This window comes from Sphingobium sp. BYY-5 (genome assembly GCF_022758885.1).
Lineage (GTDB): Bacteria > Pseudomonadota > Alphaproteobacteria > Sphingomonadales > Sphingomonadaceae > Sphingobium.
This window is the reverse complement of sequence record NZ_JALEBH010000001.1, coordinates 1,231,583-1,258,022: the sequence shown is the minus strand read 5'-3', so window position 1 is coordinate 1,258,022 and position 26,440 is coordinate 1,231,583. Positions and strand designations below refer to the sequence as shown.

At 63.9% G+C, this 26,440-nt stretch carries 26 protein-coding genes; 16 read left to right on the top strand and 10 right to left on the bottom strand.

Annotated elements, in window-relative coordinates; genetic code table 11:
* Window position 1 precedes the first annotated feature (1 nt).
* Both MOK15_RS05925 and MOK15_RS05920 read right to left on the bottom strand, forming a co-directional pair.
* Entirely contained in the window at window positions 2-1,537 is a 1,536-nt protein-coding gene (locus MOK15_RS05925; protein WP_242930749.1) for an efflux RND transporter periplasmic adaptor subunit, read from the bottom strand.
* Window positions 1,527-2,999 (bottom strand): efflux transporter outer membrane subunit, encoded by a 1,473-nt coding sequence (locus tag MOK15_RS05920; protein ID WP_242930748.1) that lies wholly within the window; start codon window positions 2,997-2,999, stop codon window positions 1,527-1,529. The genes MOK15_RS05925 and MOK15_RS05920 overlap by 11 nt, the downstream gene beginning before the upstream one ends.
* Before the next feature lie 160 nt (window positions 3,000-3,159).
* On the opposite strand from MOK15_RS05920, the gene fabD reads away from it, so the two are divergent.
* The 3 genes from fabD to fabG are packed head-to-tail and all read left to right on the top strand — an operon-like array spanning window position 3,160 to window position 5,657.
* Window positions 3,160-4,095 carry an ACP S-malonyltransferase gene (gene fabD / locus MOK15_RS05915; RefSeq protein WP_242932647.1) on the top strand — a complete coding sequence of 312 codons (936 nt, stop codon included), beginning with the start codon at window positions 3,160-3,162 and terminating at the stop codon, window positions 4,093-4,095.
* 1 nt (window position 4,096) lies between these two features.
* The gene (locus MOK15_RS05910; RefSeq protein ID WP_242930747.1) at window positions 4,097-4,915 is read left to right on the top strand and encodes a crotonase/enoyl-CoA hydratase family protein; all 819 of its coding nucleotides are present in this window, start codon (window positions 4,097-4,099) and stop codon (window positions 4,913-4,915) included.
* Window position 4,916: 1 nt separating this feature from the next.
* The gene (fabG, locus tag MOK15_RS05905; protein WP_242930746.1) at window positions 4,917-5,657 is read left to right on the top strand and encodes a 3-oxoacyl-[acyl-carrier-protein] reductase; all 741 of its coding nucleotides are present in this window, start codon (window positions 4,917-4,919) and stop codon (window positions 5,655-5,657) included.
* Between the two features lie 80 nt (window positions 5,658-5,737).
* On the opposite strand, the gene MOK15_RS05900 is transcribed toward fabG, so the two are convergent.
* Entirely contained in the window at window positions 5,738-6,304 is a 567-nt protein-coding gene (locus tag MOK15_RS05900) for a hypothetical protein (RefSeq protein WP_242930745.1), read from the bottom strand.
* Entirely contained in the window at window positions 6,301-6,636 is a 336-nt protein-coding gene (locus MOK15_RS05895; protein WP_242930744.1) for a metalloregulator ArsR/SmtB family transcription factor, read from the bottom strand. The genes MOK15_RS05900 and MOK15_RS05895 overlap by 4 nt, the downstream gene beginning before the upstream one ends.
* A gap of 293 nt (window positions 6,637-6,929) precedes the next feature.
* Between MOK15_RS05895 and MOK15_RS05890 the strand changes: the two genes are divergently transcribed.
* The 12 genes from MOK15_RS05890 to MOK15_RS05835 all read left to right on the top strand — a co-directional run bounded on the left by MOK15_RS05890 (window position 6,930) and on the right by MOK15_RS05835 (window position 19,257).
* Complete coding sequence (locus MOK15_RS05890) at window positions 6,930-8,072, top strand: site-specific DNA-methyltransferase (RefSeq protein ID WP_278254121.1); 1,143 nt, start codon at window positions 6,930-6,932, stop codon at window positions 8,070-8,072.
* A 101-nt stretch (window positions 8,073-8,173) separates the two neighbouring features.
* Window positions 8,174-9,298, top strand: a complete 1,125-nt coding sequence (folP, locus tag MOK15_RS05885) for a dihydropteroate synthase (RefSeq protein ID WP_242930743.1) — start codon at window positions 8,174-8,176, stop codon at window positions 9,296-9,298.
* A gap of 259 nt (window positions 9,299-9,557) precedes the next feature.
* Entirely contained in the window at window positions 9,558-10,037 is a 480-nt protein-coding gene (rplM, locus tag MOK15_RS05880; RefSeq protein ID WP_084438944.1) for a 50S ribosomal protein L13, read from the top strand.
* Window positions 10,037-10,585 carry a 30S ribosomal protein S9 gene (gene rpsI / locus MOK15_RS05875; RefSeq protein WP_242930742.1) on the top strand — a complete coding sequence of 183 codons (549 nt, stop codon included), beginning with the start codon at window positions 10,037-10,039 and terminating at the stop codon, window positions 10,583-10,585. Before rplM ends, rpsI begins: the two co-directional genes overlap by 1 nt.
* A 160-nt stretch (window positions 10,586-10,745) precedes the next feature.
* The gene (locus MOK15_RS05870; protein WP_242930741.1) at window positions 10,746-13,532 is read left to right on the top strand and encodes a DUF3857 domain-containing transglutaminase family protein; all 2,787 of its coding nucleotides are present in this window, start codon (window positions 10,746-10,748) and stop codon (window positions 13,530-13,532) included.
* Window positions 13,533-13,616: 84 nt separating this feature from the next.
* A complete protein-coding gene (locus MOK15_RS05865; protein WP_242930740.1) occupies window positions 13,617-13,799 on the top strand; it encodes a CsbD family protein in 183 nt (60 codons plus the stop codon).
* A gap of 154 nt (window positions 13,800-13,953) precedes the next feature.
* Complete coding sequence (gene glmM, locus MOK15_RS05860) at window positions 13,954-15,294, top strand: phosphoglucosamine mutase (protein ID WP_242930739.1); 1,341 nt, start codon at window positions 13,954-13,956, stop codon at window positions 15,292-15,294.
* Between the two features lie 44 nt (window positions 15,295-15,338).
* Window positions 15,339-15,563 (top strand): DUF1272 domain-containing protein, encoded by a 225-nt coding sequence (locus MOK15_RS05855; protein ID WP_242930738.1) that lies wholly within the window; start codon window positions 15,339-15,341, stop codon window positions 15,561-15,563.
* Window positions 15,560-16,411: a bifunctional hydroxymethylpyrimidine kinase/phosphomethylpyrimidine kinase gene (locus tag MOK15_RS05850; RefSeq protein WP_242930737.1), complete on the top strand. Its 852-nt coding sequence runs from the start codon at window positions 15,560-15,562 to the stop codon at window positions 16,409-16,411. Before MOK15_RS05855 ends, MOK15_RS05850 begins: the two co-directional genes overlap by 4 nt.
* Window positions 16,404-17,003 carry a ribonuclease HII gene (locus MOK15_RS05845; RefSeq protein WP_242930736.1) on the top strand — a complete coding sequence of 200 codons (600 nt, stop codon included), beginning with the start codon at window positions 16,404-16,406 and terminating at the stop codon, window positions 17,001-17,003. Before MOK15_RS05850 ends, MOK15_RS05845 begins: the two co-directional genes overlap by 8 nt.
* A 269-nt stretch (window positions 17,004-17,272) precedes the next feature.
* Window positions 17,273-17,917 (top strand): L,D-transpeptidase family protein, encoded by a 645-nt coding sequence (locus MOK15_RS05840; RefSeq protein WP_242930735.1) that lies wholly within the window; start codon window positions 17,273-17,275, stop codon window positions 17,915-17,917.
* A 68-nt stretch (window positions 17,918-17,985) separates the two neighbouring features.
* The gene (locus MOK15_RS05835) at window positions 17,986-19,257 is read left to right on the top strand and encodes an MFS transporter (RefSeq protein ID WP_242930734.1); all 1,272 of its coding nucleotides are present in this window, start codon (window positions 17,986-17,988) and stop codon (window positions 19,255-19,257) included.
* Window positions 19,258-19,379: 122 nt separating this feature from the next.
* Here the strand turns inward: MOK15_RS05835 and MOK15_RS05830 are convergent, their stop codons facing one another.
* The 5 genes from MOK15_RS05830 to betI form a co-directional block, all read right to left on the bottom strand.
* Window positions 19,380-19,931, bottom strand: coding sequence for an rRNA large subunit pseudouridine synthase E (locus MOK15_RS05830; RefSeq protein ID WP_242932645.1), 552 nt, complete (start codon window positions 19,929-19,931; stop codon window positions 19,380-19,382).
* A gap of 4 nt (window positions 19,932-19,935) precedes the next feature.
* Window positions 19,936-21,093, bottom strand: coding sequence for a cupin domain-containing protein (locus MOK15_RS05825; RefSeq protein WP_242930733.1), 1,158 nt, complete (start codon window positions 21,091-21,093; stop codon window positions 19,936-19,938).
* A 329-nt stretch (window positions 21,094-21,422) separates the two neighbouring features.
* Window positions 21,423-23,003, bottom strand: coding sequence for an alkyl hydroperoxide reductase subunit F (gene ahpF, locus MOK15_RS05820; RefSeq protein WP_242930732.1), 1,581 nt, complete (start codon window positions 23,001-23,003; stop codon window positions 21,423-21,425).
* Between the two features lie 228 nt (window positions 23,004-23,231).
* On the bottom strand, window positions 23,232-23,795 hold the full coding sequence (gene ahpC / locus MOK15_RS05815) for an alkyl hydroperoxide reductase subunit C (RefSeq protein WP_242930731.1): 564 nt from the start codon (window positions 23,793-23,795) through the stop codon (window positions 23,232-23,234).
* 142 nt (window positions 23,796-23,937) lie between these two features.
* Window positions 23,938-24,576, bottom strand: coding sequence for a transcriptional regulator BetI (betI, locus tag MOK15_RS05810; protein WP_242930730.1), 639 nt, complete (start codon window positions 24,574-24,576; stop codon window positions 23,938-23,940).
* Window positions 24,577-24,702: 126 nt separating this feature from the next.
* On the opposite strand from betI, the gene MOK15_RS05805 reads away from it, so the two are divergent.
* Window positions 24,703-25,176 (top strand): hypothetical protein, encoded by a 474-nt coding sequence (locus MOK15_RS05805; protein ID WP_242930729.1) that lies wholly within the window; start codon window positions 24,703-24,705, stop codon window positions 25,174-25,176.
* Here MOK15_RS05805 and MOK15_RS05800 read toward each other — a convergent pair.
* Window positions 25,173-26,399: a glycosyltransferase family 87 protein gene (locus MOK15_RS05800; protein WP_242930728.1), complete on the bottom strand. Its 1,227-nt coding sequence runs from the start codon at window positions 26,397-26,399 to the stop codon at window positions 25,173-25,175. The genes MOK15_RS05805 and MOK15_RS05800 overlap by 4 nt on opposite strands.
* Between the last annotated feature and the right edge of the window lie 41 nt (window positions 26,400-26,440).

Genomic DNA, 26,440 nt, shown 5'->3' with positions numbered 1-26,440 from the left:
GTCAGGTTCCACTCTGGCGGCCGGTGCCGCGCGTCTGCGCCGGGATGGATTGGCCGTTGGTCGGTGCGACCGGGGCGGTTTCGGGCGGGGCGTCGCCCGAATTGCCGAGCTTGCCGACGCTCGCCGGGCTGCCGTCGGTTGACGGATTGCGCTGGCGGTCGCCGGTTCTGGTATCGCTGCTATCGGCCTTTTGATCTTCGGCCGGGGCCTGCTGACCCTTCGCCAACTGGCCAGTGATGACGCGCGCCCCAGCCTTCAGGTCGCCGCTGGTGATGACCGTGCGCGACCCGTCGCTGGCGCCCACTGTCACCTGCACCGCCTTGGGATTCCCATCCTCGCCCACGATATAGACGGTCTGGCTGCTGCCCGCGCCGAAGCTCACCTGGCGGTTGGCGCCGCCGCGCCGCAGCCGGCCGGGGCCGGGCAGGACGCTGGTGATGCCGCCGCCCTGCGACTGGGTGCTGGGCTTGAAGCGCAGCGCGCTGTTGGGGACGAGCAGCACGTCATGCAGTTCCTGCGTCACGATATCCGCCGTCGCGGTCATGCCGGGGCGCAATGTCTCGTCCTTGTTGTCGACCGAAAGCACCGCGGTATAAGCGACCACCGTGCCCGTCGAACTGCTGGTCGTGCTGCTGGTCGAGGAGGAAGAGGAGCTGCTGGAACTGCTGTTCGACCCGACATTGACCCGCGTGACCTTTGCCGGGAAAGTGCGGCCGGGGAAGGCGTCGACAGCGAAATTGGCGGTCTGGCCTTCCTTCACCTGGCCGACATCGGCTTCGTCCACCGACACTTCGACCTCCATCTGCGTCAGGTCTTCCGCCAGGGTGAAGAGGACCGGCGCGTTGAGGGATGCCGCGACCGTCTGACCCGGTTCGATATCGCGCGACAGGACGACGCCGTTCACCGGCGACACGATCTGCGCGATCGACAGGTTGGTCTGGGCGGTGGAAAGCCCGGCCTGCGACACGTGCACCTGCGCCTGACTGGAGCGGAGCGTGGCGAGCGCGCTCTGATAATTGGCGCGCGCTGAATCCAGTTCGGTCTTCGCCGGCACGCGGCCGCCTGACAGTTTGAAGACATTTTCCTGCCGGTCGAGCGTCGCCTTGGCCAGCGCGACCTGCGCCTGCGCCTGTTCGACGCTGGCTTGCGAGGATGCAACCTGCGCCTGGGTCTGGTTCACCGTGTCGACCAGGCGGCGTGTATCGAGTTCGGCCAGCTTCTGGCCCTTGGTCACGCGATCGTTGACGTCGACATAGACCGCCGTGATCTTGCCCGACTGTTCTGAACCGACATCGACCTGATTGATGGGTTTAAGGTTGCCGGTGGCGGAGACGCTGACCGTCAGGTCGCCCTGCCGCACTTCGCGTGTCGCATAGTTAGGCTTGTCGTCGTTCGAAAAGCAGCGGGCGACGAGCAGCACCAGGATCAGCAACGCAACGCCGATGCCGCCCCGGATTACCCATTTGCGCCATGGCTTCTGTGGCTTGACGCCAAGGAAATCGTCCAGATCCGGATCTTTGGTCACATCATTGCTCATCGGGGCGGTTTTCCATGCTCTGCCAGCCGCCGCCCAGCGCATTATAGAGCTGGGCAATGGCCAGAACCTCATCGGATTGCGCGGAAGCCAGGCTGTTGCGCGCGGTCAAAAGGGTGTTTTCGCTGCTGGACAGCGTCTGGAAATCGATAAGGCCGACCTGATACTGGCTGCGCGCCAGGATCGCGGCGTTGTTCGACGCCTCATAGGCGGTGGCGAACTCGGCCTTGCGCGCGCGGGCGCTGCTGAGTGACGCCATCGCATTCTCGACATCCTCCAGCGCGCCCAGCACGCTCTGCTTGTAGGCGGCGAAGGCGCCGTCCGCCGCCGCCTTTTGCGAACGGACCTGCGATTGCAGGCGACCGCCATCGAATATGGTCTGTGCGACATTGGCGAAGACGCCGCCGGTAATCAGGTCGAACATATCCTTGAAGGCGTTGGACGTGGTGCCGATGTTGCCGCTGATGCCGAGCGAGGGATAGAGTTGCGCCTGCGCCACGCCGATCCGCGCGGTGGCGGCGGCCAGCGCGCGTTCGGCGCTCCGCACGTCGGGCCGCTGGCGCAGCGTGTCGGCGGGGATGCCGGTTGCGATCTGCGTCGCGGCGGCCGGGATGGGGGCGGGCGCCTCCAGTGCGCGGGTCGCTTCGCCCGGCGCCTGCCCGGTCAGCACGGCGATACGGTTGAGGCTGCCCCTCAGGCTGGCTTCGAGCTGCGGGATGCTGGCGTTGGTCTGGGCGAGTTGGGCCTTGGCCTGTTGCTCATCCAGCGAGGAAACGAGGCCCGCCTGCAGCCGCCAGCTTGCGATCTGATAATTGTCCTGCTGGATCGCCTGCGTTTCGCGCGTGACGCGCAACTGCTCCTGCGCCAGCCGCGCCTGGACATAGTTGGTGACGAGTTCGGAAATGATCGTCATCCGCACATTGGCGAGGTCATAGCCTGAACTGGCAAGGTCCGCGCGCGCGGCTTCGGCCGATCGGGACAGTTCGCCGAACAGGTCGAGCTGCCAGCTTGCATTGGCCCGGAGCGAATAGCTGCTGGACCAGTTTTTGCCGCCGCCGCTGATGGGATTGCCGCTGCTGTCCAGGCGGCCTCCGGCATCCTGGCTGCTATAATTCTTGCCGCCGCTGCCGGAACCGCTGATCTGCGGCAGGAAGCTTGCATTGGCCTGGCGCAGGCTTTCGCGCGCCTGACGAAGGCGGGCCTGGGCCTGAACGATATCCAGATTGTTCGTGATGGCGCTGTCGATCAGGCTGCTGAGCGTCGGGTCGTTAAGGCGCGTCCACCATTGGGCGAGTTCCGCATCGCTCAGTGCTGCGCTATCGCCTTGGCTATAGGTGGCGGGAACGCCCAATGCTGCCGTTTGCGGGGCGTGATAATCGGGACCGGCGGCGCAGGCGGACAGCAGCAGCGACGTTCCGCTGATCCAGGATATGCGATATCGCACCTTTTCCTTGCACTCCGTCATCGTTAAAGGGGCCGCCACACGCCGTTTCCTGGCGGGATGGTGGGCATCCATGTCCTGACTGCCGCAGGGTTATGTACGTCTCAATGACATTTATGTCTCAAAGTGTAACGATATTGGATATCAGCGCTTTTTGAAAGCGCTGTGGTTTGGAAGGTGGATGATGCGGGCATTTCTTTTTCCGGGACAGGGCAGCCAGTCGGTGGGCATGGGCAAGCTGTTGGCTGACGCCAGTCCAGCGGCCAGAGAGTTGTTTCAGGAAGTTGACGACGCGCTGTCGCAAAATTTATTCCGCATCATGGTGGAGGGGCCGGACAGCGACTTGACCCTTACTGAAAACGCGCAGCCGGCAATCATGGCCAACGCCATCGCCACGCTGCGCGTGATGCAGAGGGAAGGCGGCTTTTCGCTGGCCGAGAAGGGCGATTATGTCGCCGGTCACAGCCTTGGCGAATATAGCGCGCTCTGCGCGGTCGAGGCATTCGATATCGGCACCACCGCACGCCTGCTCAAACTGCGCGGGCGTGCGATGCAGGCGGCCGTACCGGTGGGCGAAGGCGCGATGGCGGCGCTGCTGGGCGCGGACATCGAAAAGGCGCAGGCGCTGGCCGACGCTGCTGCGGAAGGCGAAGTCTGCACCGTCGCCAATGACAATGATCCCAGCCAGGTCGTGATTTCCGGCCACAGGGGCGCGATCGAGCGCGCGGTCGCGCTGGTCAAGGATCATGGCATCAAGCGTGGCGTGCTGTTGCCGGTATCGGCGCCCTTCCACTGCCCGCTGATGCAGCCCGCTGCCGAAGCGATGGCGGAAGCGCTGGCCAAGGCGGCCATCACCGCGCCGCTGCTGCCGGTCTATGCCAATGTCCTCGCCGCGCCGATCGCCGATCCGGAAGAGATCAAGGCGCGCCTGGTCGAACAGGTGACGGGCCGCGTCCGCTGGCGCGAATCCGTGGCGGCGATGTGGGACACGGGCGTTACCGATTTCGTGGAAGTCGGCGGCAAGGTGCTTGGCCCGATGGTCAAGCGCATCGCGCCGGACGCCACTGTGCGCAGCATCGTGACGATGGACGATATCGAGGCCGCGCTGGGAGATATGTGACATGGGCGATGTGGGCGCCATCTCACCCGTTCTCACGCAACGCGACGGGGCTGTCCTGACGGTCACGCTCAACCAGCCGGACAGGCGGAATCCGATTTCCGATCCGGCGATGGTCGATGCGCTGTGCGATATATTCGAGGCGGCGGACCGCGATATCTCCATCCATGTCGCCATCCTGACGGGGGCGGGCAGCGCCTTTTCCTCTGGTGGCGACCTGAATGCGATGCGGCCCGACGCGGGCGGTCTGCGTGCTGGGCTGCCGGCGCAGACGCGGCGCAACTATCGCGCGGGCATCCAGCGCCTGCCGTTGCTGTTCCAGGCGATCGAACTGCCGGTGATCGCTGCGATCAACGGCCCGGCGATCGGCGCGGGGTTGGATCTGGCCTGCATGTGCGACCTGCGGATCGCGGCGCAATCGGCGCGCTTTGCCGAAAGTTTCGTCAAGCTGGGCCTGGTGTCGGGCGATGGCGGCGCCTGGTTGCTGCCGCGGATCATCGGCATGTCGAGGGCAGCGGACCTGTCGCTGACCGGGCGGACGATCGATGCGGCCGAGGCGCTGGCGATCGAGCTGGTCGGTGATGTCGTGCCCGATGAAGACTTGCTGGCGGTTGCACGGTTGCGGGCGGATGCGATCGCCGCCAACCCGCCCCATGCGACGCGGATGACCAAGCGACTGCTGCGCGCGGCGCAGACGGCCGAACTGGCCCATATATTGGACATGGCCGGCGCGATGCAGGCGCTGGCCCATGCGACGGCGGATCATGATGAGGCGATCACAGCCTTCTTCGACCGCCGCACTCCCCATTTCAAAGGAGACTGACATGTTCGACCTCACAGGAATGACCGCGCTGGTGACTGGCGCTTCGGGCGGTATCGGCTCCGCCATCGCCAGGGCGCTCGCCGCGCAGGGCGCGACGCTGGCTCTGTCGGGCAGCAATGAGGAGAAGCTGAAGGCGTTCGCCGCGGAACTGGGTGGGGATCACAAGACGCTGGTCTGCAACCTCTCCGACCCGGCGTCGGTCGATGCGCTGGTGCCGCAGGCGGTGGAAGCACTGGGCGGCAAGCTGGACATCCTCGTCAACAATGCGGGCATCACCCGCGACAACCTGATCCTGCGCATGAAGGATGAGGAATGGTCACAGGTTATCTCGGTCAATCTGGAAGCAGCCTTCCGCCTTGTCCGCGCCGCCGCCAAGCCGATGATGAAGGCGCGCTTCGGCCGCATCATCTCCATCACCTCGGTCGTAGGCGTAACCGGCAATCCGGGGCAGGCCAATTATTGCGCGTCGAAGGCGGGTATCATCGGCATGTCCAAGTCGCTGGGTCAGGAACTGGCCAGTCGTGGCATCACCGTCAACTGCGTCGCGCCCGGCTTCATCCGTTCGGCCATGACCGATGCGCTGAATGATACGCAGAAGGGATCGATCCTGGCGAAGATACCGGCGGGCGATCTGGGCGACGGTGACGATATCGGCGCGGCGGTCGTCTATCTGGCGAGTAAGGAGGCCGGTTACGTCAATGGCCAGACGCTGCACGTCAATGGCGGCATGGCGATGATCTGAGGTTAATCACGTTCGTCATTCCCGCTTTCGCGGGAATGACGGTTTTTGTGAGGGCCGAGCGCTATGCGTTTCGGCCCTTTTCAATAGCCCGCGCGTTTCAGGACCTGCTTCACCGCTGTGATCGTTTTGACCTCGGCGGTTTCTGACGATCCGTCACGCCAGCCGCAGTCGCAATCATAACGTTCGAACAATTGCTCGGCTGCCTTCACTGGCACAAGGGCGTTCTGGCCATCCTTCCAGTCGTCCAGGATGCGCACATCGTAAAGCGTGCCGCTGACATCATAATGGCGGATTTCCCAGGTGAGGATGACGATCAGTTCCTTCGCCGCGTCGCTGTCCGCATTAGCGAAACCGATGGCGGCGACCTCGGGTACGCCGCCTTCCTGTTCGCCCACGGTGACGCTGACGGGCGCGTTGTTCATCGATCCGGACAGCATCACCAGTTGTCGTTCCTCTTCGCCTTCCTTCCCGGTCAGATAGTCGGCGAAGACGACCGCGCGGCCATTCCATGTGGCAGGCGTGGTATGAACCGCCTCAACCGGCAGGCCGAGCCGTCTGGCGGCCCGTTGCGCCGCCATGTCCTCCTGCGCCGGTGCCGGCGCTGTCAGACACAATGCCAAGAGGAAAGGGGCGATGGTCCGCTTCATGCCTCCATCCCTTCCAGTTCGGTAAAGCGTTGCGACCAGAGCGCGCCATAGACCGCCATCCACTGCACGACCGGCGCCAGCCCCTTGGCGCGGGCGGCATAGTAGGTTTCGCGGCCTGCGCGTCGGGCGGTCACGAGCTTTGCCCGCTTGAGCTTGCCAAGGTGGCGCGACACCATCGGTTGCGATACGCCCGACACTGCCGTCAGGGCATGGACGCTCTGTTCGCCTTCGCGTACCAGATGTTCCAGCAGGGCGCGCCGGGTGCCGTCCGACAAGGCCTTGAACTGCGCGTCGATGCCGGGGCTGCAATCATCTTGTAATATGTTCGCCATGGTTGTGTCATAACCAGATGGTTATGAATGGAGCAAGCCTCGCTGCGCCGAAACGGCTTTCAACGGAGTTAACCAAAAAAAAGTGCGTTGCTCCGGAAGGCTGAGTCTTTTGAGTCACACTGCCCCATCTTGAGTCCATGCCGACTCCGCTGACTCAACATCTTGTGGGTCCACCTTTCGTTCTCCCTTTCATACCCCGCGACTCGCGCTAGCTCCGCGAGTCCCATGCCCTTGACGACAGGCCTCGTTGGACTCATTCGGTGGTTCTCAAGACAGAAGGGGGTTCAGCAAATATGGGTGTCATGACGCGCGTCGCACCGCCGCGGCGGAAGAAGGCGATTGCATCGGTCGAGATCGAGGCTGCCAAAACCCCCGTCGACACCCTGCTGCGTGGCGACTGCATCGCGCAGATGGCGTCGCTGCCCGACAATTGCATCGACATGATCTTCGCCGACCCACCCTATAATCTCCAACTGGGCGGCGACCTGTTTCGCCCGGAGGGCGGGCGCGTCGATGCCGTCGATAATGACTGGGACAAGTTCGACACGCTGGGCGCCTATGACCGCTTCACCAAGGCGTGGCTGCGGGAGGCACGCCGCGTCCTGAAGCCCAATGGCAGCATCTGGGTGATCGGCAGCTATCACAATATCTTCCGCGTCGGCACGGCGTTGCAGGATGAAGGCTTCTGGATCCTCAACGACATCATCTGGCGCAAGGCGAACCCGATGCCCAATTTCAAGGGCACGCGCTTCACCAACGCGCATGAGACGCTGATCTGGGCCAGCCAGGGCGAGGATGCGAAATACACCTTCAACTACAAGGCGATGAAGACGCTCAACGATGAGTTGCAGATGCGCTCCGACTGGGTGCTGCCGATCTGCGGTGGGCAGGAGCGCCTCAAACGCAACGGCACCAAGGCGCATCCGACCCAGAAGCCGGAATCCCTGCTCTATCGCGTGATGCTGTCCTGCACCAAGCCGGGCGACGTGGTGCTTGATCCCTTCTTCGGCACCGGCACCACCGGCGCGGTCGCCAAGCGTCTGGGGCGCAAGTGGATCGGCATCGAGCGCGAGGAAAGCTATATCGAGGTCGCGCTAGAGCGTATCGCCGACGCGCTGCCGCTCGATGAATCCGCGCTCACCATCATGCAGAGCGCCAGGAGCCAGCCCAAGGTCGCCTTCGGCACTCTGGTCGAGACGGGCTATCTCAAGCCCGGCGCGATTCTGACCGACACCAAGCGCCGCTGGCAGGCGCAGGTGCGCGCGGATGGATCGTTGGCAGTGGGCGCCGACACCGGTTCCATCCACAAGATGGGCGCGACTTTGCAGGGCGCACCGAGCTGCAACGGCTGGACCTTCTGGCATTATGAGGCGGAAGGGGGCCTGAAGCCCATCGATGCGCTGCGCCAGACCTATCTGCTCGCGAACGAGCCGTGAAATAGGAGCTTAACACCGTTCGGGCTGAGCTTGTCGAAGCCCCTTCCTTTTCTTTAAGAAAGAAAAGCCCTTCGACAGGCTCAGGGCGAACGGGATTAGAAATGATTTCTCCGAGCATCCCCGCCGACGCGCGCCTCTATCTCAAGCCGGTCTGGTTCGTACCAAGCCCGATCGGTTTGGCCGATGGCGCGGCGGCGCGGATGGGCAATGGGCTGATCTGGTTCCAGGCCTATGAGCTGACCGTGCTGAGCGGCGCGCGGCGGATCGCGCGGGTGACGATCCCGGTCGCGGATTTTGCCGATGCCATTTCCACCTTGCCCGATACGCTGGCGCAGCGCGCGCAGACGCTTGCCGCCAACATCTCCGCGCAGCGACCGCCGCTGACGCTGGGCGACCGGACGATCCGTTTCGATGCGCCGCAGGTGATGGCGATCCTCAACATCACGCCCGACAGCTTTTCCGACGGCGGCAGGCATATGGACGATCCTCAAGGTGCTGCCGATGCGGGGTTCGCCATGGCCGCCGCCGGTGCAGCGCTGATCGATATCGGCGGCGAATCCACCCGGCCGAAGGCGCCCCGCCTGTGGGAGGGGGATGAGATCGCCCGCATCGTGCCGGTGGTGGAGCGGCTCGCGGGATCGGGCGTCGCCATGTCGGTGGACACGCGCAAGGCCGCAGTGATGGAGGCGGCGCTGACCGCCGGTGCTCATATCATCAATGACGTCAGCGCGCTTCGGCACGACCCGCGCGCCATGGACGTGGCTGTCGCAGCGGGCTGCCCGGTCATCCTTATGCACGCGCCCTCGGCCGGGGACGACCCGCATGACAACCCGGCGGGCTATGGCGATGTAGTCGCCGACGTCTACGACCATCTGGAGGCGCGGATCGCGGCCTGCATCGACGCGGGCATCGCGCGGGAGAAGATCATGGTCGATCCGGGTCTGGGCTTTGGCAAGAGCCTGGCCGACAATCTGGCGCTGGTGAACGGCCTTGCGGCCTTCCAGGCGCTGGGCGTGCCTCTGCTCTTCGCGGGTAGCCGCAAGCGTCTGATCGGCGCCCTCTCCAATGAAGCGCCCGCAGCCCAGCGCCTGGGTGGGTCGGTGGCGCTGGCCTTCCGTGCGGCGCAGCTCGGCGCGCAGATGGTGCGCGTCCATGACGTACAGGAAAGCGTACAGGCGCTCCACCTCTGGCGCGGGCTGGCGGACGCGGGGTTGAGCGCGGTCTGACTGACTTCGTCATTGCGAGCGCAGCGAAGCAATCCATGAAAGCGCCATTGGATTGCTTCGCTGCGCTCGCAATGACGAGGAGTGTGTGATGCGGTTGGGGAGTGCACTCGAAGTGCTTGAATGATGCGCAGGTATTATTTTACCCGTCAGGAAAGCCGCGCATCTCTTGACTTCTTGCGCCTCCATCGTCATTAGCGCCTCACTTCCGGGTGTCCGCAAGGGTGTCCGGTTTCTTTTTTCATTCTGGAGCATAAGCACCATGAAGGCGCTGATGAAGACCACCAAGCCGGCGACCCCGGCAACGGTCGAAAAGAAGTGGATACTGATCGACGCGGAAGGTCTCGTCGTCGGTCGTCTCGCTTCGACCGTAGCGAATATCCTGCGCGGCAAGCACAAGACCAGCTTCACGCCCCACGTCGATTGCGGTGACAATGTCATCATCATCAATGCGGGCAAGGTCAAGTTCACTGGCCGCAAGCTGACCGACAAGGTCTATTACAAGCACACCGGCTATGCCGGCGGCATCAAGGAAACCACTCCCCAGAAGATTCTGGAAGGCCGTTTCCCTGAGCGCGTCCTGGAAAAGGCCGTCGAGCGCATGATCCCCCGTGGTCCGCTGGGCCGCCAGCAGATGCGCAACCTGCGCATTTTCGCCGGCGCCGAACACGCCCATGAAGCCCAGAACCCCGAAGTGCTCGACTTCGCGTCGCGCAACCGCAAGAACAAGGTGGGTGCATAATGACCGATAACCGCCAGTCCCTGTCCGACCTCGCGGCGATCGCCGCTGAAGCCGCCGTCGCCCCGGTTGCTGCCCCGGTTTCGGATGTTGCCGTCGACGCACCTGTCGTCTCCGCTCCGGTTCAGCCTTCGGCTCCGCTGCGCGCCCAGGAAATCGACGGTCTCGGCCGCGCCTACGCCACCGGCCGCCGCAAGGACGCCGTTGCCCGCGTCTGGGTAAAGCCCGGCACCGGCAAGATCACGGTCAATGGCCGCGATCAGGAAATCTATTTTGCCCGTCCGACCTTGCGTCTGGTCATCAACCAGCCGTTCGGCGTCACTGAGCGTGAAGGTCAGTATGACGTGATCGCCACCGTCAAGGGCGGCGGTCTGTCGGGTCAGGCCGGTGCGGTCAAGCACGGCATCGCCCAGGCTCTGTCGAAATATGAGCCGGCGCTGCGCAGCGCGGTCAAGGCCGAAGGCTTCCTGACCCGCGATAGCCGCGTCGTCGAGCGTAAGAAGTACGGCAAGGCGAAGGCCCGCCGCAGCTTCCAGTTCTCGAAGCGCTAATAGGCTTCGCGACACGCGAATTTTTGGAGAAGGGGCCGGTTTCCGGCCCCTTTTTCTTTTGTCCTGCGCGTGCCCTTGAGTGTGGCTCTCCGATGCAATAGTTTTGCGGCCAATAGGTGTTTTTGGGGGATTTTCGGGGAATATGCGACATTCATGGTGGATGGCGGCGCCGGCCGCGTTGATGGCCGGTGTGCAGGCGCACGCGGGTGAGTTGCCGCTCTATCAACCCGCTCCTGCCTGGGTCGAGAAGGCTTCGGTGCCCAAGCTGACGACCTTTGAGGGCGAGCCGCCCATGATGATATTGTTCGACAGTCAGCAGCGGATCGAGCAGGGTCGGCTATGGAGCTATGTCGATTTCGCCACGCGCGCCGGATCGGCCGAGGCGCTGGGACAATTGTCGTCGATGACGCTGCCCTGGGCGCCGGACAAGGGCGACCTCATCATCCATGAACTGTCGATCCTGCGCGGCGATCAGGTGATCGATGTGCTGGCGTCGGGCAAGACCTTCTCCGTGCTGCGCCGCGAGGAGAATCTGGAGGCGCGCGAGATAACCGGTATCTTGACCGCGACCATGGCGGTGGAGGGTGTGCAGGTGGGCGATATCGTCCGCGTGCGCTACTCCACGACGTTGAAGGACGCGGCGCTGGCCGGGCATGTTCAGGGAGGTGCCCCGCTCTTTGCCGCGCCGTTGCGGATCGGGCAGGGGCGCTTCCGGGTCCAGTGGGACGAACGCAGCGGCATGAAATGGCGATTGCTGGCGAAGGATGCGCCGGTCAAGCAACAGAAGAAGGGCGGCTTTAGCGAACTCACCATAGCTCTGCCGCTCGTCAAGCAGCCGGAAATGCCCGACGATGCGCCGTTGCGTTATCGCCATCCGCCATTGTTCGAACTGTCCACCTTCGCCTCCTGGGCGGACGTGTCCAAAACGATGTCACCGCTGTACGCCACTGAGGGGCTGATCGCTCCGGATAGTCCGCTGGCTACCGAATTGGCCAGGCTCAAGGCGTTGCCGGGGTCGCCGCGCGACCGGGCCGCAGCGGCGCTGCAACTGGTTCAGGACCATATCCGCTATCTGGCGATCGGCATGGATGGCGGCAATTATACGCCGCAAACCCCGGCGCAGACCTGGACGCTGCGCTATGGTGACTGCAAGGCGAAGACGCTGCTGTTGCTGGCGCTGCTGCGGGGGATCGGGATCGAGGCGGAGCCGGTGCTGGCCAGCGCGACGGCGGGGGATTTCGTGTCCAGTCGGCTGCCCAGTGTCGCGGCCTTCAACCATGTGCTCGTCCGTGCGGTGATCGACGGCAAGCCGTTGTGGCTGGACGGTACGGGCAGCGGGACGCGGATCGACGATCTGGATGACACGCCGGCTTTCGGGTCGGTGCTCCCGGTGCGTAGCGCGGGCGCTGACCTGATGCTGATCCAGACCCACCCCAATGCCCGGCCGATGATCGATATCCTGATCGATGCCGATGAGAGTGGCAGCGTCAAGCTGCCCAGCGTGTTCGATGCGACGGCGGTTCTGCGCGGGCCGATGGCGGCGATGATTAACGTGACGCTGGGGCAACTTGATGCCAAGCAGCGTACGGACATGGTGCGTGGCTTTTTCACGCAACAGATCGGTACGTCGCAGTTCAGCGATGTGAGCGCGGCCGTGGATAAGGCGTCCGCCACCGTGACATTGAAGGCGCATGGCATCACGACGACGCCCTGGCGTCTTTCCGATAATCGCTATCGTCGCGCAATCGGGCGGGCCGTGGATAGTATCCAGTTTTCGCCCGATCGCGGCAAACCGGTCTGGTCGGACATTCCGGTCGCCAATCCTGCGCCGGCCGGGATGCGCTACCGGCTCAAACTGCGTCTGCCCGACGGCGGTAAGGGCTATACGCTGGAAGGTGACCAGTCCATCCGGCAGACGATCGCGGGTTATGATGTTCGGCGCAGCGTGCAACTGAATGGCGGGTTGCTGGACATTGACGAGCGGGTCGATACGACCGGCACGGAAATACCGGCGGTGCAGGTGCCTGACGAGCGTGACCGGCTGGCGACGGCCGTGGCGTTGGCACCTCGCCTGATTGCGCCGGCCAAGCCGATCTTTTACTGGGACATGCCCGCCAGTCAGGTCGCGCAATGGCCGCAGGTGAAGCGCGGCGAGGCCGCTTTCACCAAGGCGATCGCTGAAGATCCCGACGAAGCAACGGGCTATAGCAGCCGCGCCAGTTTCCGCTGGGCCATCGGCGACTATAAAAATGCGCTGGGGGATATCGACAAGGCGATCGGCATTGCACCGGACCTTGGACTCCACCTCCAGCGGGCCGGGATGCGCTTTAAACAAGGCGATTTGGCTGGCGCCCTGGCCGATGCCCGTAAGGCGCGCCAGTTCGACCCTTCCTCCTTCGACGCCATCAGTGCAGTTGCCACCTATCTGGCCGAAAGCGGGAAGATCAACGAAGCGGTGACGATGGTCGACCAGCGCATCACCATCGGCGGCGAGACGCGCGACGCCTATCGCAGCCTGAAGGCGAGCCTGTTGGGCACCTATGGCGATGCAACCCAGGCCGTGGAACTGCTCGATGCACATATTGCGGAAAAGCCAGGCTTGCCGACGCTGTTGAACGAGCGCTGCTGGATCAAGGGGACGCGCAACATAATGCTGGACAGCGCGATCGGCGATTGCACGCGGGCGATCGAACTAAGCAGATCGACCATCGCGACGCTCGACAGCCGCGCCATGGTCTGGTTCCGCCTGGGCAAATATGATGATGCGCTTCGCGATCTGGACGGCGTGATCACCGAGGTGCCGGGACAGGAAGAGAGTCTTTTCATGCGTGGTGTCGTACTCCACAGGCTGGGGCGGGCGGCGGACGGCGATGTGGATCTGGCCGTGGCGCGGCGGATCGACCCCCGGATCGACGCGACCTATGCCCGCTTCGGCATCAAGCCCTGAATTATCATTGCGCCTGCGTTTTGACGGCAACCTTTGCGGCTGGCGGTTTGTTGACCCTGTAACTGCAACCACAGGAGATGATTCATGGGTGAACTGACCGACAAGATGAAAGCGGCGGGTAACAAGGTCGCCGGCAGCATCAAGGAAGCCGTGGGCCGCCATAATGACGATCCGAAGCTGGAAGCCGAAGGCAAGGTGCAAAAGGCCAAGGGCACCGCGCAGGACGTCGCCGGATCGATCAAGGGGGCGCTCGGCGACAAGCTCTGACGGTCTTTACCGCGATGCAAAGGGCCTCGCTCCGAAGGGAGCGGGGCCTTTTGCATTTCTGTCCCATGGGCAGGCGGACGGGTGGCATGTCGATCAAAGATTGCTATGGGCCTATAACGTTAGACTCTTCCGGCCCAAAAGCGGCGAGGGACATGTGAGCAGGCAATATTTCGGCACCGACGGCATTCGCGGACGTACCAACCAATGGCCGATGACGGCGGAACTGGCGATGAAGGTCGGCATGGCCGCCGGCGCCCATTTCCAGCGCGGCAGCCACCGCCATCGCGTCGTGATCGGCAAGGATACCCGCCTGTCGGGCTATATGGTCGAAAATGCGCTGGTCGCCGGTTTTACGGCGGTGGGCATGGACGTTGTGCAGTTCGGCCCGATCCCGACGCCGGCCGTGGCTTTGCTCGCTCATTCGATGCGTGCCGATTTGGGCGTCATGATCTCGGCCAGTCACAATCCCTATTATGATAATGGCATCAAGCTGTTTGGTCCGGACGGCTACAAGCTGTCAGATGAGGATGAGCTGAAGATCGAGGCGCTGCTGGGGCAGGATATTCCGCTGGCCGCGTCCAAGGATATCGGCCGCGCCCGCCGGGTCGAGGATGCGCGCGGCCGCTACATCCATGCGGTTAAATCCAGCTTTCCCGCCGACCTGCGCCTGGACGGCCTCAAGATCGTGGTCGATTGCGCCAATGGCGCCGCCTATCAAGTCGCGCCTTCCGCCTTGTGGGAACTGGGTGCCACCGTCGTCGCCGTCGGCGTCACCCCCAACGGCACCAACATCAATGATGGCTGCGGGTCCACCGCGCCGCTGCTGTTGCAGGAAACCGTGGTTTCCTCCGGCGCGGACATCGGTATCGCGCTGGATGGCGATGCCGACCGGCTGATCGTGGTGGACGAACATGGCAAGATCGTCGACGGCGACCAGATCATGGCGCTGATCGCGGGCAATTTCGCGCGCGAAGGCACGTTGCGCGGCGGCGGGTTGGTGGCGACGATCATGTCGAACCTGGGTCTTGAACGCTTCCTGTCGGACAAGGGGATCGCTCTTGAACGCACCAAGGTCGGGGACCGCTATGTGCTGGAACGGATGCGCGAAGGTGGCTTCAATGTCGGTGGCGAGCAGTCCGGGCACATGATCCTGAGCGACTATGCCACCACCGGCGACGGCACGGTCGCCGCGCTTCAGGTGCTGGCTGCGCTGGTTCGGTCGGGCAAGCCGGCGAGCGAGACGCTGCACCAGTTCGACCCGGTGCCGCAACTGCTCAAGAATGTCCGGTTCACGGGCGGCAAGCCGCTGGAGCATGACGAGGTGAAGCGTGTCATCGCGCAGGCCGAGGCGGAGTTGAACGGCTCCGGCCGTCTGGTCATCCGCCCGTCCGGCACCGAACCGGTGATCCGCGTCATGGCCGAAGGCGACCGCGAGGATCAGGTGCGCGATGTGGTGGAGCGTATCTGCGCCGCCGTGGAGAAGGCGGCGGCGTGAATCGCTCTTCTTCCGTCGTCCTGACGATATGTTGAAGGTATCCTATGCTTGAAATGCGCCCCGATTGCGAACGCTGCGGCGTCGATCTGCCGGCCGACGAACCCGGCGCGTTCATCTGTTCCTTCGAATGCAGCTTCTGCGCGCCTTGTGCCGAGGCGCTGGACGATCGTTGCCCCAATTGCGGCGGGGAACTCATGGACCGGCCCGCCCGCGTCGGTGATGCGCTCAAGCGTCATCCCGCCTCGACGGAGCGCAAATACCAGCCATGACCCCTGCACGCATCCTCATCATCGCCGGTTCCGACAGTGGGGGCGGCGCGGGTATTCAGGCGGACCTGAAGACCGTGATCCTGCTGGGCGGCTTCGGCATGACCGCCATCACCGCGATTACAGCGCAGAATACGCTGGGTGTGCAGGGCGTGCATCCGATCCCGGCCGACATGGTGCTGGCGCAGATGGAAAGCTGCATCAGCGATATCGGCGTCGACGCGGTGAAGATCGGCATGATCGGCTCCGCGGAAACGGCAAACGCCGTCGCCGATTTTCTTTCCTCGTCATTCCCGCGAAAGCGGGGAACCCTCTCTCAACCGCTCGACGCGATGCAAGACAGGGAGATGCATACCCGGCAGCGCGGGGATGACGGGCAGAGAGAAATTCCGATCGTCTTCGATCCCGTCATGGTCGCGACCAGCGGATCGATGCTGGCGGATGATGCTACCGTCGCGGCGTTCGAAAAGCTGATGGCGATCGCCACGTTGGTGACGCCCAATATTCCGGAACTGGCGGCGCTGGGCGGTGAAGAGATTGCCGTTCGTTTTGGCACCCACATCCTTGCCAAGGGTGGCCATGGCGAAGGTCCAATGCTGACGGATCGGTTGCTGGCGCCAACAGGCGTACTCAAGGCATGGAGCAACATGCGCATCGACACGCCGCATACCCATGGCACGGGTTGCACCTTGGCCAGCGCCATAGCGACGGGGCTGGGGCAGGGGCTGGACCTGATCGAAGCGATAGAGCGCGGGCGCAAATATGTGCGTGAAGCGCTGAGGCTGGCGCCCGGCTTTGGCGCTGGTCATGGCCCGATGGGCGCGCCCTTCGGGTTCCACGCTTATGCCTGATTTCTCCCACGAATTGCTGCATCATCCCGGTCTGGTCGCCGGGGTTGACGAAGCGGGCAGGGGACCGCTGGCCGGGCCGGTGGTCGCCGCCGCCGTCATCTTGCGCGCGGAGGATTGCCCCGATGGTCTCAACGATTCCAAGCAGCTAAGCGCGAAGAAACGCGCTGTGCTGGAGGGCGAGATCAAGGCCCGCGCCTTGTGCTGGGCCATAGGCATGGCGAGCGTCGAGGAGATTGACGAAATCAACATCCTCTGGGCAACGATGCTGGCGATGACCCGCGCGGTCGAGGCGCTGGCCCATGACTGCGCCCATGTGCTGGTCGACGGCAATCGTTGCCCCAAATGGCGCTGGGCTTCTACCGCGATCGTGGAGGGCGACGCCAAATGCCTGTCGATCGCGGCCGCGTCCATCCTCGCCAAGGAGGAGCGCGACCGGATGATGATCGCGGCGGCAGCCGACCATCCGCACTATGGGTGGGAGAGTAACAAGGGCTATGGCAGCGCGAAACATCTCGCTGCGCTGCGCGAACATGGCCCGACACCGCTTCACCGCCGCAGCTTCGCGCCGGTAGCGCAACTCACCCTGATCTAGGGCGGGTCGACATTCTCCGTTTCAGGCGCTTCCTGAGCCGTCATGCCGGACTTGATCCGGCATCCAGAGTCGAAGGTGCCACCCTTTGTCGTCCTGGATGCCGGATCAAGTCCGGCATGACGCTGAAAATGGGAATGAGGCTTTCGCTTCAACTTGAATGTCGGTCGGCGCCAGGCGCAGGGATTTGCACCTGTCCCAAGCCGGGACCATTGCTGCGGGGGCTTTGCGGACAGGCTGGCACTGGTGCAGATCATGGTTAAGAAAGGCTTATGTATAAGCCTTTGTGTTCCCTGTTGGCGCTCCTTCTCGTCCTGGTCCTGCCGACGCAGGTGAGGGCCGAGGCGGAGATAGCGCCGGTGCCGGGCGGCTTTCGCTGGCTGGAGGACGGGGCGGGTGGCGGCCCGCTCTACATGGTCATCAGCATCGAGAAACAGCGGGTCCATGTCTATAGCGGCGACCGGCTGATCGGCGTGGCGAGCGTATCGACCGGCATGAAGGGGCATCGCACCCCGGTCGGCGAATATCCGATCCTGCAAAAGCGGCAATGGCACCGGTCCAACCTGTACAGCAACGCGCCCATGCCCTTCATGCAGCGGCTGACCTGGGACGGGATCGCGCTGCATGCCGGGCATAATCCGGGCTATCCGGCCAGCCATGGCTGCATTCGCCTGCCCTATGCCTTCGCGCGCCAGCTCTTCATGCTGACGAAGATCGGCACCCAGGTCGAGGTGACGCAGGCGCGGCTCACCGCCGCGCTCAAGCTCGACCCGCTGGTGGTGAGCGATCCCGGCAGCACGGTGGTAAGCATTGGCCCCGCGCGCGGACGAAGCGTTGCGCTGCCCGATCGGCATGAGGACAGCGTGCCGATGCTGGAGGTCGATCCGGCCATCTTCACACCGCATATGCGGAGATAAGCGAAACATTTGCCCTTTTCCGGCTTTCTCCGCACGATAGCGGATAGAAATCAGAAAGGGGCGCGTCGATGCAGGCCAGTCATATGTCCAAGCGATCGCTGGCCGTGGCGACCTTCTCCACCATCGTCGAATGGTATGATTTCACCCTCTATCTCTATCTGGCGACGCTGCTGTCGCGTATCTTTTTCGGCGGCGGTGCAGCGGGTTTGGGGGAGGCGTTGGCGGGATTCGCCCTCGCCTATGCCATGCGGCCGCTGGGCGCGATCGTCTTCGGTCATATCGGGGATCGCCATGGTCGCCGCCTGACCATGTTGCTGTCGATGGGGATGATGACCGCCGCCATGCTGGCGACGGCGCTGCTTCCCACCCATGCGCAGGCGGGACCGGCGGCGGGATGGATGCTGCTGGCGCTGCGCTGCCTGATGGCCTTCTCGGTTGGAGGCGAATATACCGGTGTCGTCGCCTATCTGATGGAAGGGGCAAGCGCGCCGCGCCGCGGCTTCGTCACCTCGCTCGCCTCGGCTGCCAGCGAAGTGGGTGCGCTGCTGGCGGCCGGCATCGCGGCGCTGACCGTCGCCTCGCTCGACAATGCCAGTCTGGAATCATGGGGGTGGCGTATTCCCTTCTTCGTCGGCGCGGGGATGGCGGGGCTGATATTGCTTGCGCGGTCGACCATGGAGGAATCGCCCGACTTCATCCGCCAGCAGGCGATGGACAGCGTGCCGCGTCATCCGCTGCGCGCGAGTTTGCGCCATCATCGCGCGGCGATCGGACGCGGTTTCGCCATATCGGCGCTGGGGTCGATCACCTATTATGTCGGCATCACCTATGTGCCGAGCTTTCTGACCGGGACGGGTTCCATGGACGAGGGCGCGGCGCTGTGGCTGTCGACGGCGGCGGCGCTGGCGGTGATCCTGGTTACGCCCGTCACGGGCCTGCTGGCGGATCGCATCGGGCGCAGGCCGGTGCTGGTGCTGCTGAGCATGCTGGGCGTCGGCCTGCCGATCCCGATGTTCCTGATGATGATGCAGGGGCATGGGACAGCTTTGTTCGGCGCCGTCATCCTCGCCTGCCTGGGCGGGGCGGTCAGCGCGGTAGGGGCGGTCACGACCGCCGAGCAATTCCCCGGCGAGGGGCGGCTGACCGGACTGGCCCTGGGCGCGACGACCGCGACCGCGCTGTTCGGCGGCCTGACGCCCTGGCTGTCACATCTGCTGATCGAGCGGACCGGCTGGACGCTGGCGCCCGGCGCAATGATCGCGCTGGTAGCGCTGTGCGCCCTGCCCGTGCTGCTGGCCCTGCCCGAAACAGCGCCGGCGCGACGGAAGGGGAGAGTCTAGAGCAATGCGCGATACATAGAAACCGTTCAGGCTGAGCGTGTCGAAGCCCCGTACTTTCTTGAAGTGAAGTAAGGCCCTTCGACAGGCTCAGGGCGAACGGAGATAGAGGCGATCCCGATTCTTTAAGCGGCTTGTACCTCGCGCCATTCGCCCGGCTGTAAGCCGTCGATACTCCAGTCGCCGATACGCCAGCGTACCAGTCGCAGCGTCGGGTGGCCGACCGCCGCCGTCATCCGGCGCACCTGCCGGTTGCGGCCCTCGCGGATCGTCAGTTGCAGCCAGCAGTCGGGCACCGTCTTGCGGAAGCGCACCGGCGGATCGCGCGGCCAGAGCGCCGGGTCGTCGATCCGCTCCGCCCCGGCCGGCAGGGTCGGGCCGTCCTTCAGCATCACGCCCTTGCGCAACTGGTCGAGTGCGTCTTCCTGCACGTCACCTTCGACCTGGACGAGATAGGTTTTGGGAGTCTTGAAGCGCGGATCGGCGATGCGCGCCTGCAACCGCCCGTCGTCGGTCAGCAGCAGCAATCCCTCACTGTCGAGGTCCAGCCGTCCCGCCGGATAGACGCCAGGCACGTCGATATAATTGGAAAGCGTCTGGCGCTCTGCCCCGATGCTGCGGTCGGTGAACTGGGTCAGCACATTGAAGGGTTTGTTGAACAGGATCAGCCGGGCCATGGCGTCAGTCCCCATCCTCATCGCCATCATCAGCGGGCGCCAGACTGCCCTGATTGACCAGCGCCGCCAGCATTTCCATGGCCCCCGACAGCGATGGGTCGAGGAGGATATGATCCTGCGCGCAAAGCTGTTCCGCCAGCGCAGCGCTGGCGCCGCTGCACGGGAAGGCGCTGCCGTCGGCGAACAGCAGCAGGACGCCGTCATTTTGCCGCAGGAAGGCGAAGCGGCTGGCCGGGTTGCGCGCCAGCGTCGCGCCGTCTCTGGCAAGGGCCTGCAGTTCCTCGATCGTGATCGGTTCGTCCGGGCGCCAGTCGGCATCGGCATATTTGGGCGTGCTGCTGTGCTGGCCGAACCAGCGGGCGAAGGCGTCCCGGTCCAGCAGTTTTTCGACGGCCATGGCGTGCAGACGGTCGATGGCCGACGGCGCGATCTCGCCGGGATTGCCCGCCGCCTTGAGGTCGGGATCGACATAAAGATCATCATCGGCCATGCCATCGACCAGATGCTCGGCCCACTCCATGAGCATATCCGGGCGCGACGGTGCACGAAATCCGATCGAATAGGTCATGCAATCATCGCCCACGGCCACGCCGTCATGAGCGACGCCGGGCGGAACATAGAGGATATCGCCCGGCTCCAGCACCCACTCGCCCGTCGCCTCGAAATCGGTCAACAGACGCAGGTCGTCATGCGGACGCAGCGGCGTGGTCCGGTCGCACTGGTCGCCCACGCGCCAGCGGCGCTTGCCCAGCCCCTGGATCAGGAACACGTCGTATTGGTCGAAATGCGGCCCCACGCCGCCACCGTCGGTCGCATAGCTGACCATTACATCGTCGATGCGCCAGTTGGGGATGAAGCGGAACGGATCAAGCAGCGCGGCGACATCGGGCGCATAATGATCGACCGCCTGCACCAGCAGGGTCCAGGGCGCGCCGTCGAGCTGGCTGAATCGGTCCTCGGCAAAGGGACCATGTTCGAGCACCCAGGTCTCGCCCGACTGGACGATCAGGCGTGATTCGATGCCCTCTTCGCACGCGAGGCCGGCCAGTTCGTCCGGCTCCAGCACATTGCGCCACTTCGCCCATGGATTGCGGATAAGCAGCGGCTTCTTCTGCCAATAATCGCGCAGGAAAAGATCGATGTCGAAATCGGAAAGCTGCATGGATACTCGCGGCGAGGAGAGGGGGCGGGCATGGCTTTGCCGTTCCGCAGCGGTTCTGTCAAAGTGAGGCGGGAGTGTTCGGCGAAGAGCGGACCTACTTTCTCCCCTCCCTTTCATGGAGGGGCCGGGGGGTGGGTACGCCGCGTCAGCGGCGTTCCGCCATCGATAGATTGGAAGCTCGCTTCGCTCGCACCCACCCCAACCCCTCCCTGGAAGGGAGGGGCTTATATCTCAGAACCAGCTACTTCCGTCTCCCCAACACATGAAAAAAAGCGGCCGACCCGTCACCGGATTGGCCGCTTCGCTGCTTCCCATTTTGCGGTGCTGGGTCAGGCCGCTACGGCGACTTCCTCGCTTGCCGGCAGGCGGATGAGATAGTCGAAAGCGGACAGCGCCGCCGTAGACCCCGCGCCCATGGCGATCACGATCTGCTTGTACGGCACGGTCGTGCAGTCACCCGCGGCGAAAATGCCCGGCTGGCTGGTTTCGCCGCGCGCATCGATCTCGATCTCGCCACGGGTGGAGAGGGCGATGCTGTCCTTCAACCATTCGGTGTTCGGGACCAGCCCGATCTGGACGAAAATGCCCTCCAGCTCGACATCATGCTCGGTGCCGTGGTTGCGATCCTTGTAGGACAGGCCGGTCACGCGCTCGCCATTGCCCTCCACCTTGGTCGTTAGGGCCGAAGTGATGATCTTGACGTTGGGTAGGCTGGCGAGCTTGCGCTGCAACACCGCGTCGGCGCGCAACTGGCTGTCAAATTCGACCAGCGTGACATGGGCGACGATGCCGGCCAGGTCGATTGCCGCCTCCACGCCGCTATTGCCGCCGCCGATCACCGCCACGCGCTTGCCCTTGAACAGCGGGCCGTCGCAATGCGGGCAATAGGCCACGCCCTTGTTGCGATATTCCTCTTCGCCGGGTACGCCCATCTGCCGCCAGCGGGCGCCGGTGGACAGGATGAGTGTCCGGCCCTTGAGGGACGCGCCATTTTCCAGCACGACTTCATGATAGCCTCCCTCGGTCCTGGCCGGGATCAGCTTGGCCGCCCGCTGAAGGTTCATGATCTCGACGTCATAATCCTTGACGTGGGCTTCGAGGGCGCTGGCGAGCTTCGGCCCTTCGGTGCGGCTGACCGAGATGAAATTCTCGATATCCATGGTGTCGAGCACCTGGCCGCCGAAACGCTCCGCCGCGACGCCGGTGCGGATGCCCTTGCGCGCTGAATAGATGGCCGCCGCAGCGCCGGCGGGGCCGCCGCCGATCACCAGCACCTCGAACGGGTCCTGCGCCTCGATCTTCTCCGCCGCGCGGGCTTCGGCGCCGCTGTCGATCTTGGCGACGATCTGCTCCAGTTCCATCCGGCCCTGGCCGAAGGGTTGGCCGTTCAGGAAGACGGTCGGCACCGCCATGATCTTGCGCGCATCGACCTCCTCCTTGAACAGGCCGCCGTCGATGGCGACATGGCTGATCCGGGGATTGAGCACGCTCATCAGATTGAGTGCCTGCACAACGTCGGGGCAGTTCTGGCAGGAAAGCGAGAAATAGGTTTCGAAGGCGAAGTCGCCGTCCAGATCCTTGACCTGCTGGATGATATCCTGCGCGGCCTTGGACGGATGGCCGCCGACCTGTAGCAGCGCCAGCACCAGCGACGTGAACTCGTGGCCCATCGGAATGCCGGCGAAGGTCACGCCGATATCGGTGCCAACGCGGCGGATCATGAAGCTGGGCTTGCGCTTGTCGGAGCCGTCCGTCACGCTGACCTTGTCCGAAAGCTCGGCAATTTCGTTCAGCAGTTCCTTGAGCTCATGCGATTTCGCGCTGTCGTCCAGTGACGCCGCCAGTTCGATCGGCTGTGTGATGTTCGCCATATAGGCCTTGAGCTGGCCCTTGAGATTTGCGTCCAACATCTTGTGTCTCCATGGGTTGGGCGCGCCGGCTCTGGGCACGCAGAAGCATCGGGCGGAAAAGTTGGAACCGGTTTTCCGTGTCACCGATGTGACAATAAAAGGCTATGATGTCGCGGGGGGCGGTGCGACCCGAAGACCCTGCACTCAGCACAGCGATGAAATTCTGTATAAAATCCTGCCGGACCAGGGAGTTATCTCGACCCGGTCCGGCAGGTGCCTAACTAGGTCTTAAATCTTGCCGACGAGGTCGAGCGAGGGCGCAAGGGTGGCTTCGCCCTCTTCCCACTTAGCCGGGCACACTTCACCGGGGTGGCTGGCCCAATATTGCAACGCCTTCACCTTGCGGAGCAGTTCTGCCGCATTGCGACCCACGCCCTCAGGAGTGATTTCGACGAGTTGGATCACGCCTTCGGGATCGAGCACGAAGGTGCCACGGTCCGCCAGGCCAACGCCTTCGCGCAGAACGTCGAACTGGGTTGCCAGCGCGTGGTTCTGGTCACCAACCATATAATAGTTGATCTTGCCGATCGCGGGCGAGGTGTCGTGCCAGGCCTTGTGGCTGAAATGGGTGTCGGTCGACACCGAATAGACTTCCACGCCCAGCTTCTGAAGGGTCGGATAGATGTCGGCCAGGTCTTCCAGCTCGGTCGGGCAGACGAAGGTGAAGTCGGCGGGATAGAAGAAGAAGACGGCCCACTTGCCCTTAACATCGGCATCGGTGACGTCGACGAACTTGCCTTCCTTGTAGGCGGTGGCCGTGAAGGGCTTCAGGGGGGTGTTGATGAGAGCCATAGGCTGTCCATTTCCTCGCATTGAATGTTGCAGTTGCGAAGACCCCTGTACGGGGACGGACGATTCGGGGGAAATTGGTTTTCTTGGATGGGTTAAGTGAGAAAAGCGATTACAGCAAAACTCATTAATCGACCGTTTGATCTTATAGATTGAGCGCCTGTTTCATCGCTTCCTCGACCATGGCCTGCGCCTCTTCGGGGGAGAAGGTCGAGCGGTCGAGGCAGAGTTCCAGCCACAGACCATCGACCAGCGCGGTCAGGCTGATCGCGGCGATTCGCGTCTTTGCAGGGGTGAGGGCGGGTGCTGCGGCGCGGAGCAGACCTGCCAGTTGCGCGCGGGAAGCGCCATAGACTTCGGCATGGATGGCGGCGATCTTCGGATCGGATTTGACCAGGCTCCAGAAAGCGATCCAGGTGGCGAGCAGGTCCGGGTCGAGCACTGGTGGCTGGAAATTGGCCTGGAGGCAGGCCCGCAGCCGATCACACGGATCGTCGCCAGCCGCCTCCACCGCCGCGTCGAGCGCCGCGGAAACCCTGGCGCCGACATCGGCATAGGTGGCCAGAATCAGCGCATCGACGCCATCGAAATAGTGAGTGAGCAGGCCCGACGAAACCCCGGCCTGGGCGCAGATAGCGCGCACCGATGTACCGCCCACGCCCTTTTCAGCAAGGCAGCGCGCCGTCGCCTCGATCAGGGCCTGTCGCCGCACGTCCGGCGCTTCGCGCACGAAGCGCGCCCTGGGACGCGCCGTCGTACCGTTTTTCCCCCTGATTGCGTTCATTATGCTTCCCCTTGGGATCGATCTTTGGCGGCAGACGGTGCAACTGGCAAGTTGTCGTCTAGGGAAGAGGGATCGAAGCGAAGGGCTTATCGGTTCGATTCTGCGATCGACAAAGGAGATTGACGGATGATGCGCTTTCCTTCGCCTCGGACCAGTCTGGTCGGCATGGCTGCATTGCTGTTGCTGGCGGGCTGCGCAAAACAGGCTGATAATGGCAATGCGGCAAACAATGCCGCAGCGCCCGCCGCGACGGTCGAGAATATTGATGACCCGGATGCGCTGGGCGCGGCCGACAATAAAGTGGCGGGATTGCCGACCGACGACTGGGTGGGCCGCTGGACCGGGCCGGAGGGGCTGTTCCTCGACATCCAGCCTTCGCCGGACGGAAAGCCCGGCCATTATGCGATCACCAACAAGGATAATCTTGACCGGCAGGGTGACTATACCGGCCTTGCCGATGGATCGACGATCCGCTTCGTGCGCGAAGGCAAGGATCTGGCCATCCGTCCCGGCAAGGGGGATGAGACCGGCTTCAAATATCTGGCCGGCAAGCAGGACTGTCTGGTCGTGGTGCAGGGGCAGGAGGGCTATTGCCGCTAGGCGTGGCGATGCTCTTCGCGACCACCAAGCGGTATGAATATGGCGTCGAACATGGCCGCGCGCCGCGCCGCCAGCGCGAGCAGGGCGATCGCGGCAACCAGGTTGACCGGGAAATGCGTCCATTCCGATACGGTGCGGCCATAAAGCGGCGCGATCCAGGCATAAGCGAGCCAGGTCGGTTCCCAGCGCAACGTGCCGCGCTTGGCCATGTCAGCCGCGAGGAAGGCGATGGCGATGCCCAGCAGGACATGATCGTAATCAAGGACATAGGGCGTACAGAGCAAAGCCGCGCTGAGCGCCGCCGCACCACGCAATTCGATCGCCCCTCGCCGAGCTACCAATGCCGCCGTCACGATGGCAAGGGCGCTGACCACGCCCTGCACCGCGTAGGCGAGGGGGATGGAACCGCCCCATTGGCGGATGGCGGCGAAGGGGCTTTGAATCTTTTCCCAGCCGGTCGCCCCCGCCTCGATAATGATATGGCGGGTCAGCGGCAGGGAATCGAGGAAGGCCTGCCATACCGGCCAGCCCCATATCACCAGCGTGAGCAGGCATAGTGCTGCGGCCGTCAACCCTGCCGAGATGAAAGGGCGCCAGTTGCCGTGCGCCAGCAGCAGCACCGGGATCAGCACGGCGAATTGCGGCTTGTAAACCAGCGCTCCGAGCAGGACGCCAGCGATCCAGGGACGCCGGTCGAGCAGCAGCATCCCGCCGCCGAGCAGGCTGGCGGTCAGGAAGGCGTTCTGCCCATGGCCCAGGCACACCAGCACCACTGGCGCACCGAGCGCAACGAGCAGCGCGTCGCGGTCCCGCGGCAGGATGCGTCGCACCAGCCACAGGGCCAGAGCCAGCGTCACGCCCTGCCAGACGAACAGTGCGACGATATAAGGGAGGTGCGCCAGCAATGTCGCGACGATCAGGAAGGGCGGGGGATAATGCCAGCCGTAGAAGGGGATGGCGGGATCGTGATGAACCTGTTTCTGGACTTCATGCTGGGTCGGCCAATCCCATGCCTGGGGCGCCTGACCGTGGTCGGCCATCCAGCCCGCCGTCCAGACATTGGAAAAGTCGGTGCCGAGCGGCCGCCCCAGCGAATCCACCGTGCCATGGGCCGTTCCGACCAGATAAAGCAGCCCGATGACGGTCGCGGCGAGGACGCAGGTGGCTGCGATCCGCACGCGGTCGCGCGTCACCAGTCGGTCGATGGAAGAAAGCGCAATCATGCCGAATGCTTAGCGCAAGCGGCTGAAATTTCGGTAAATGC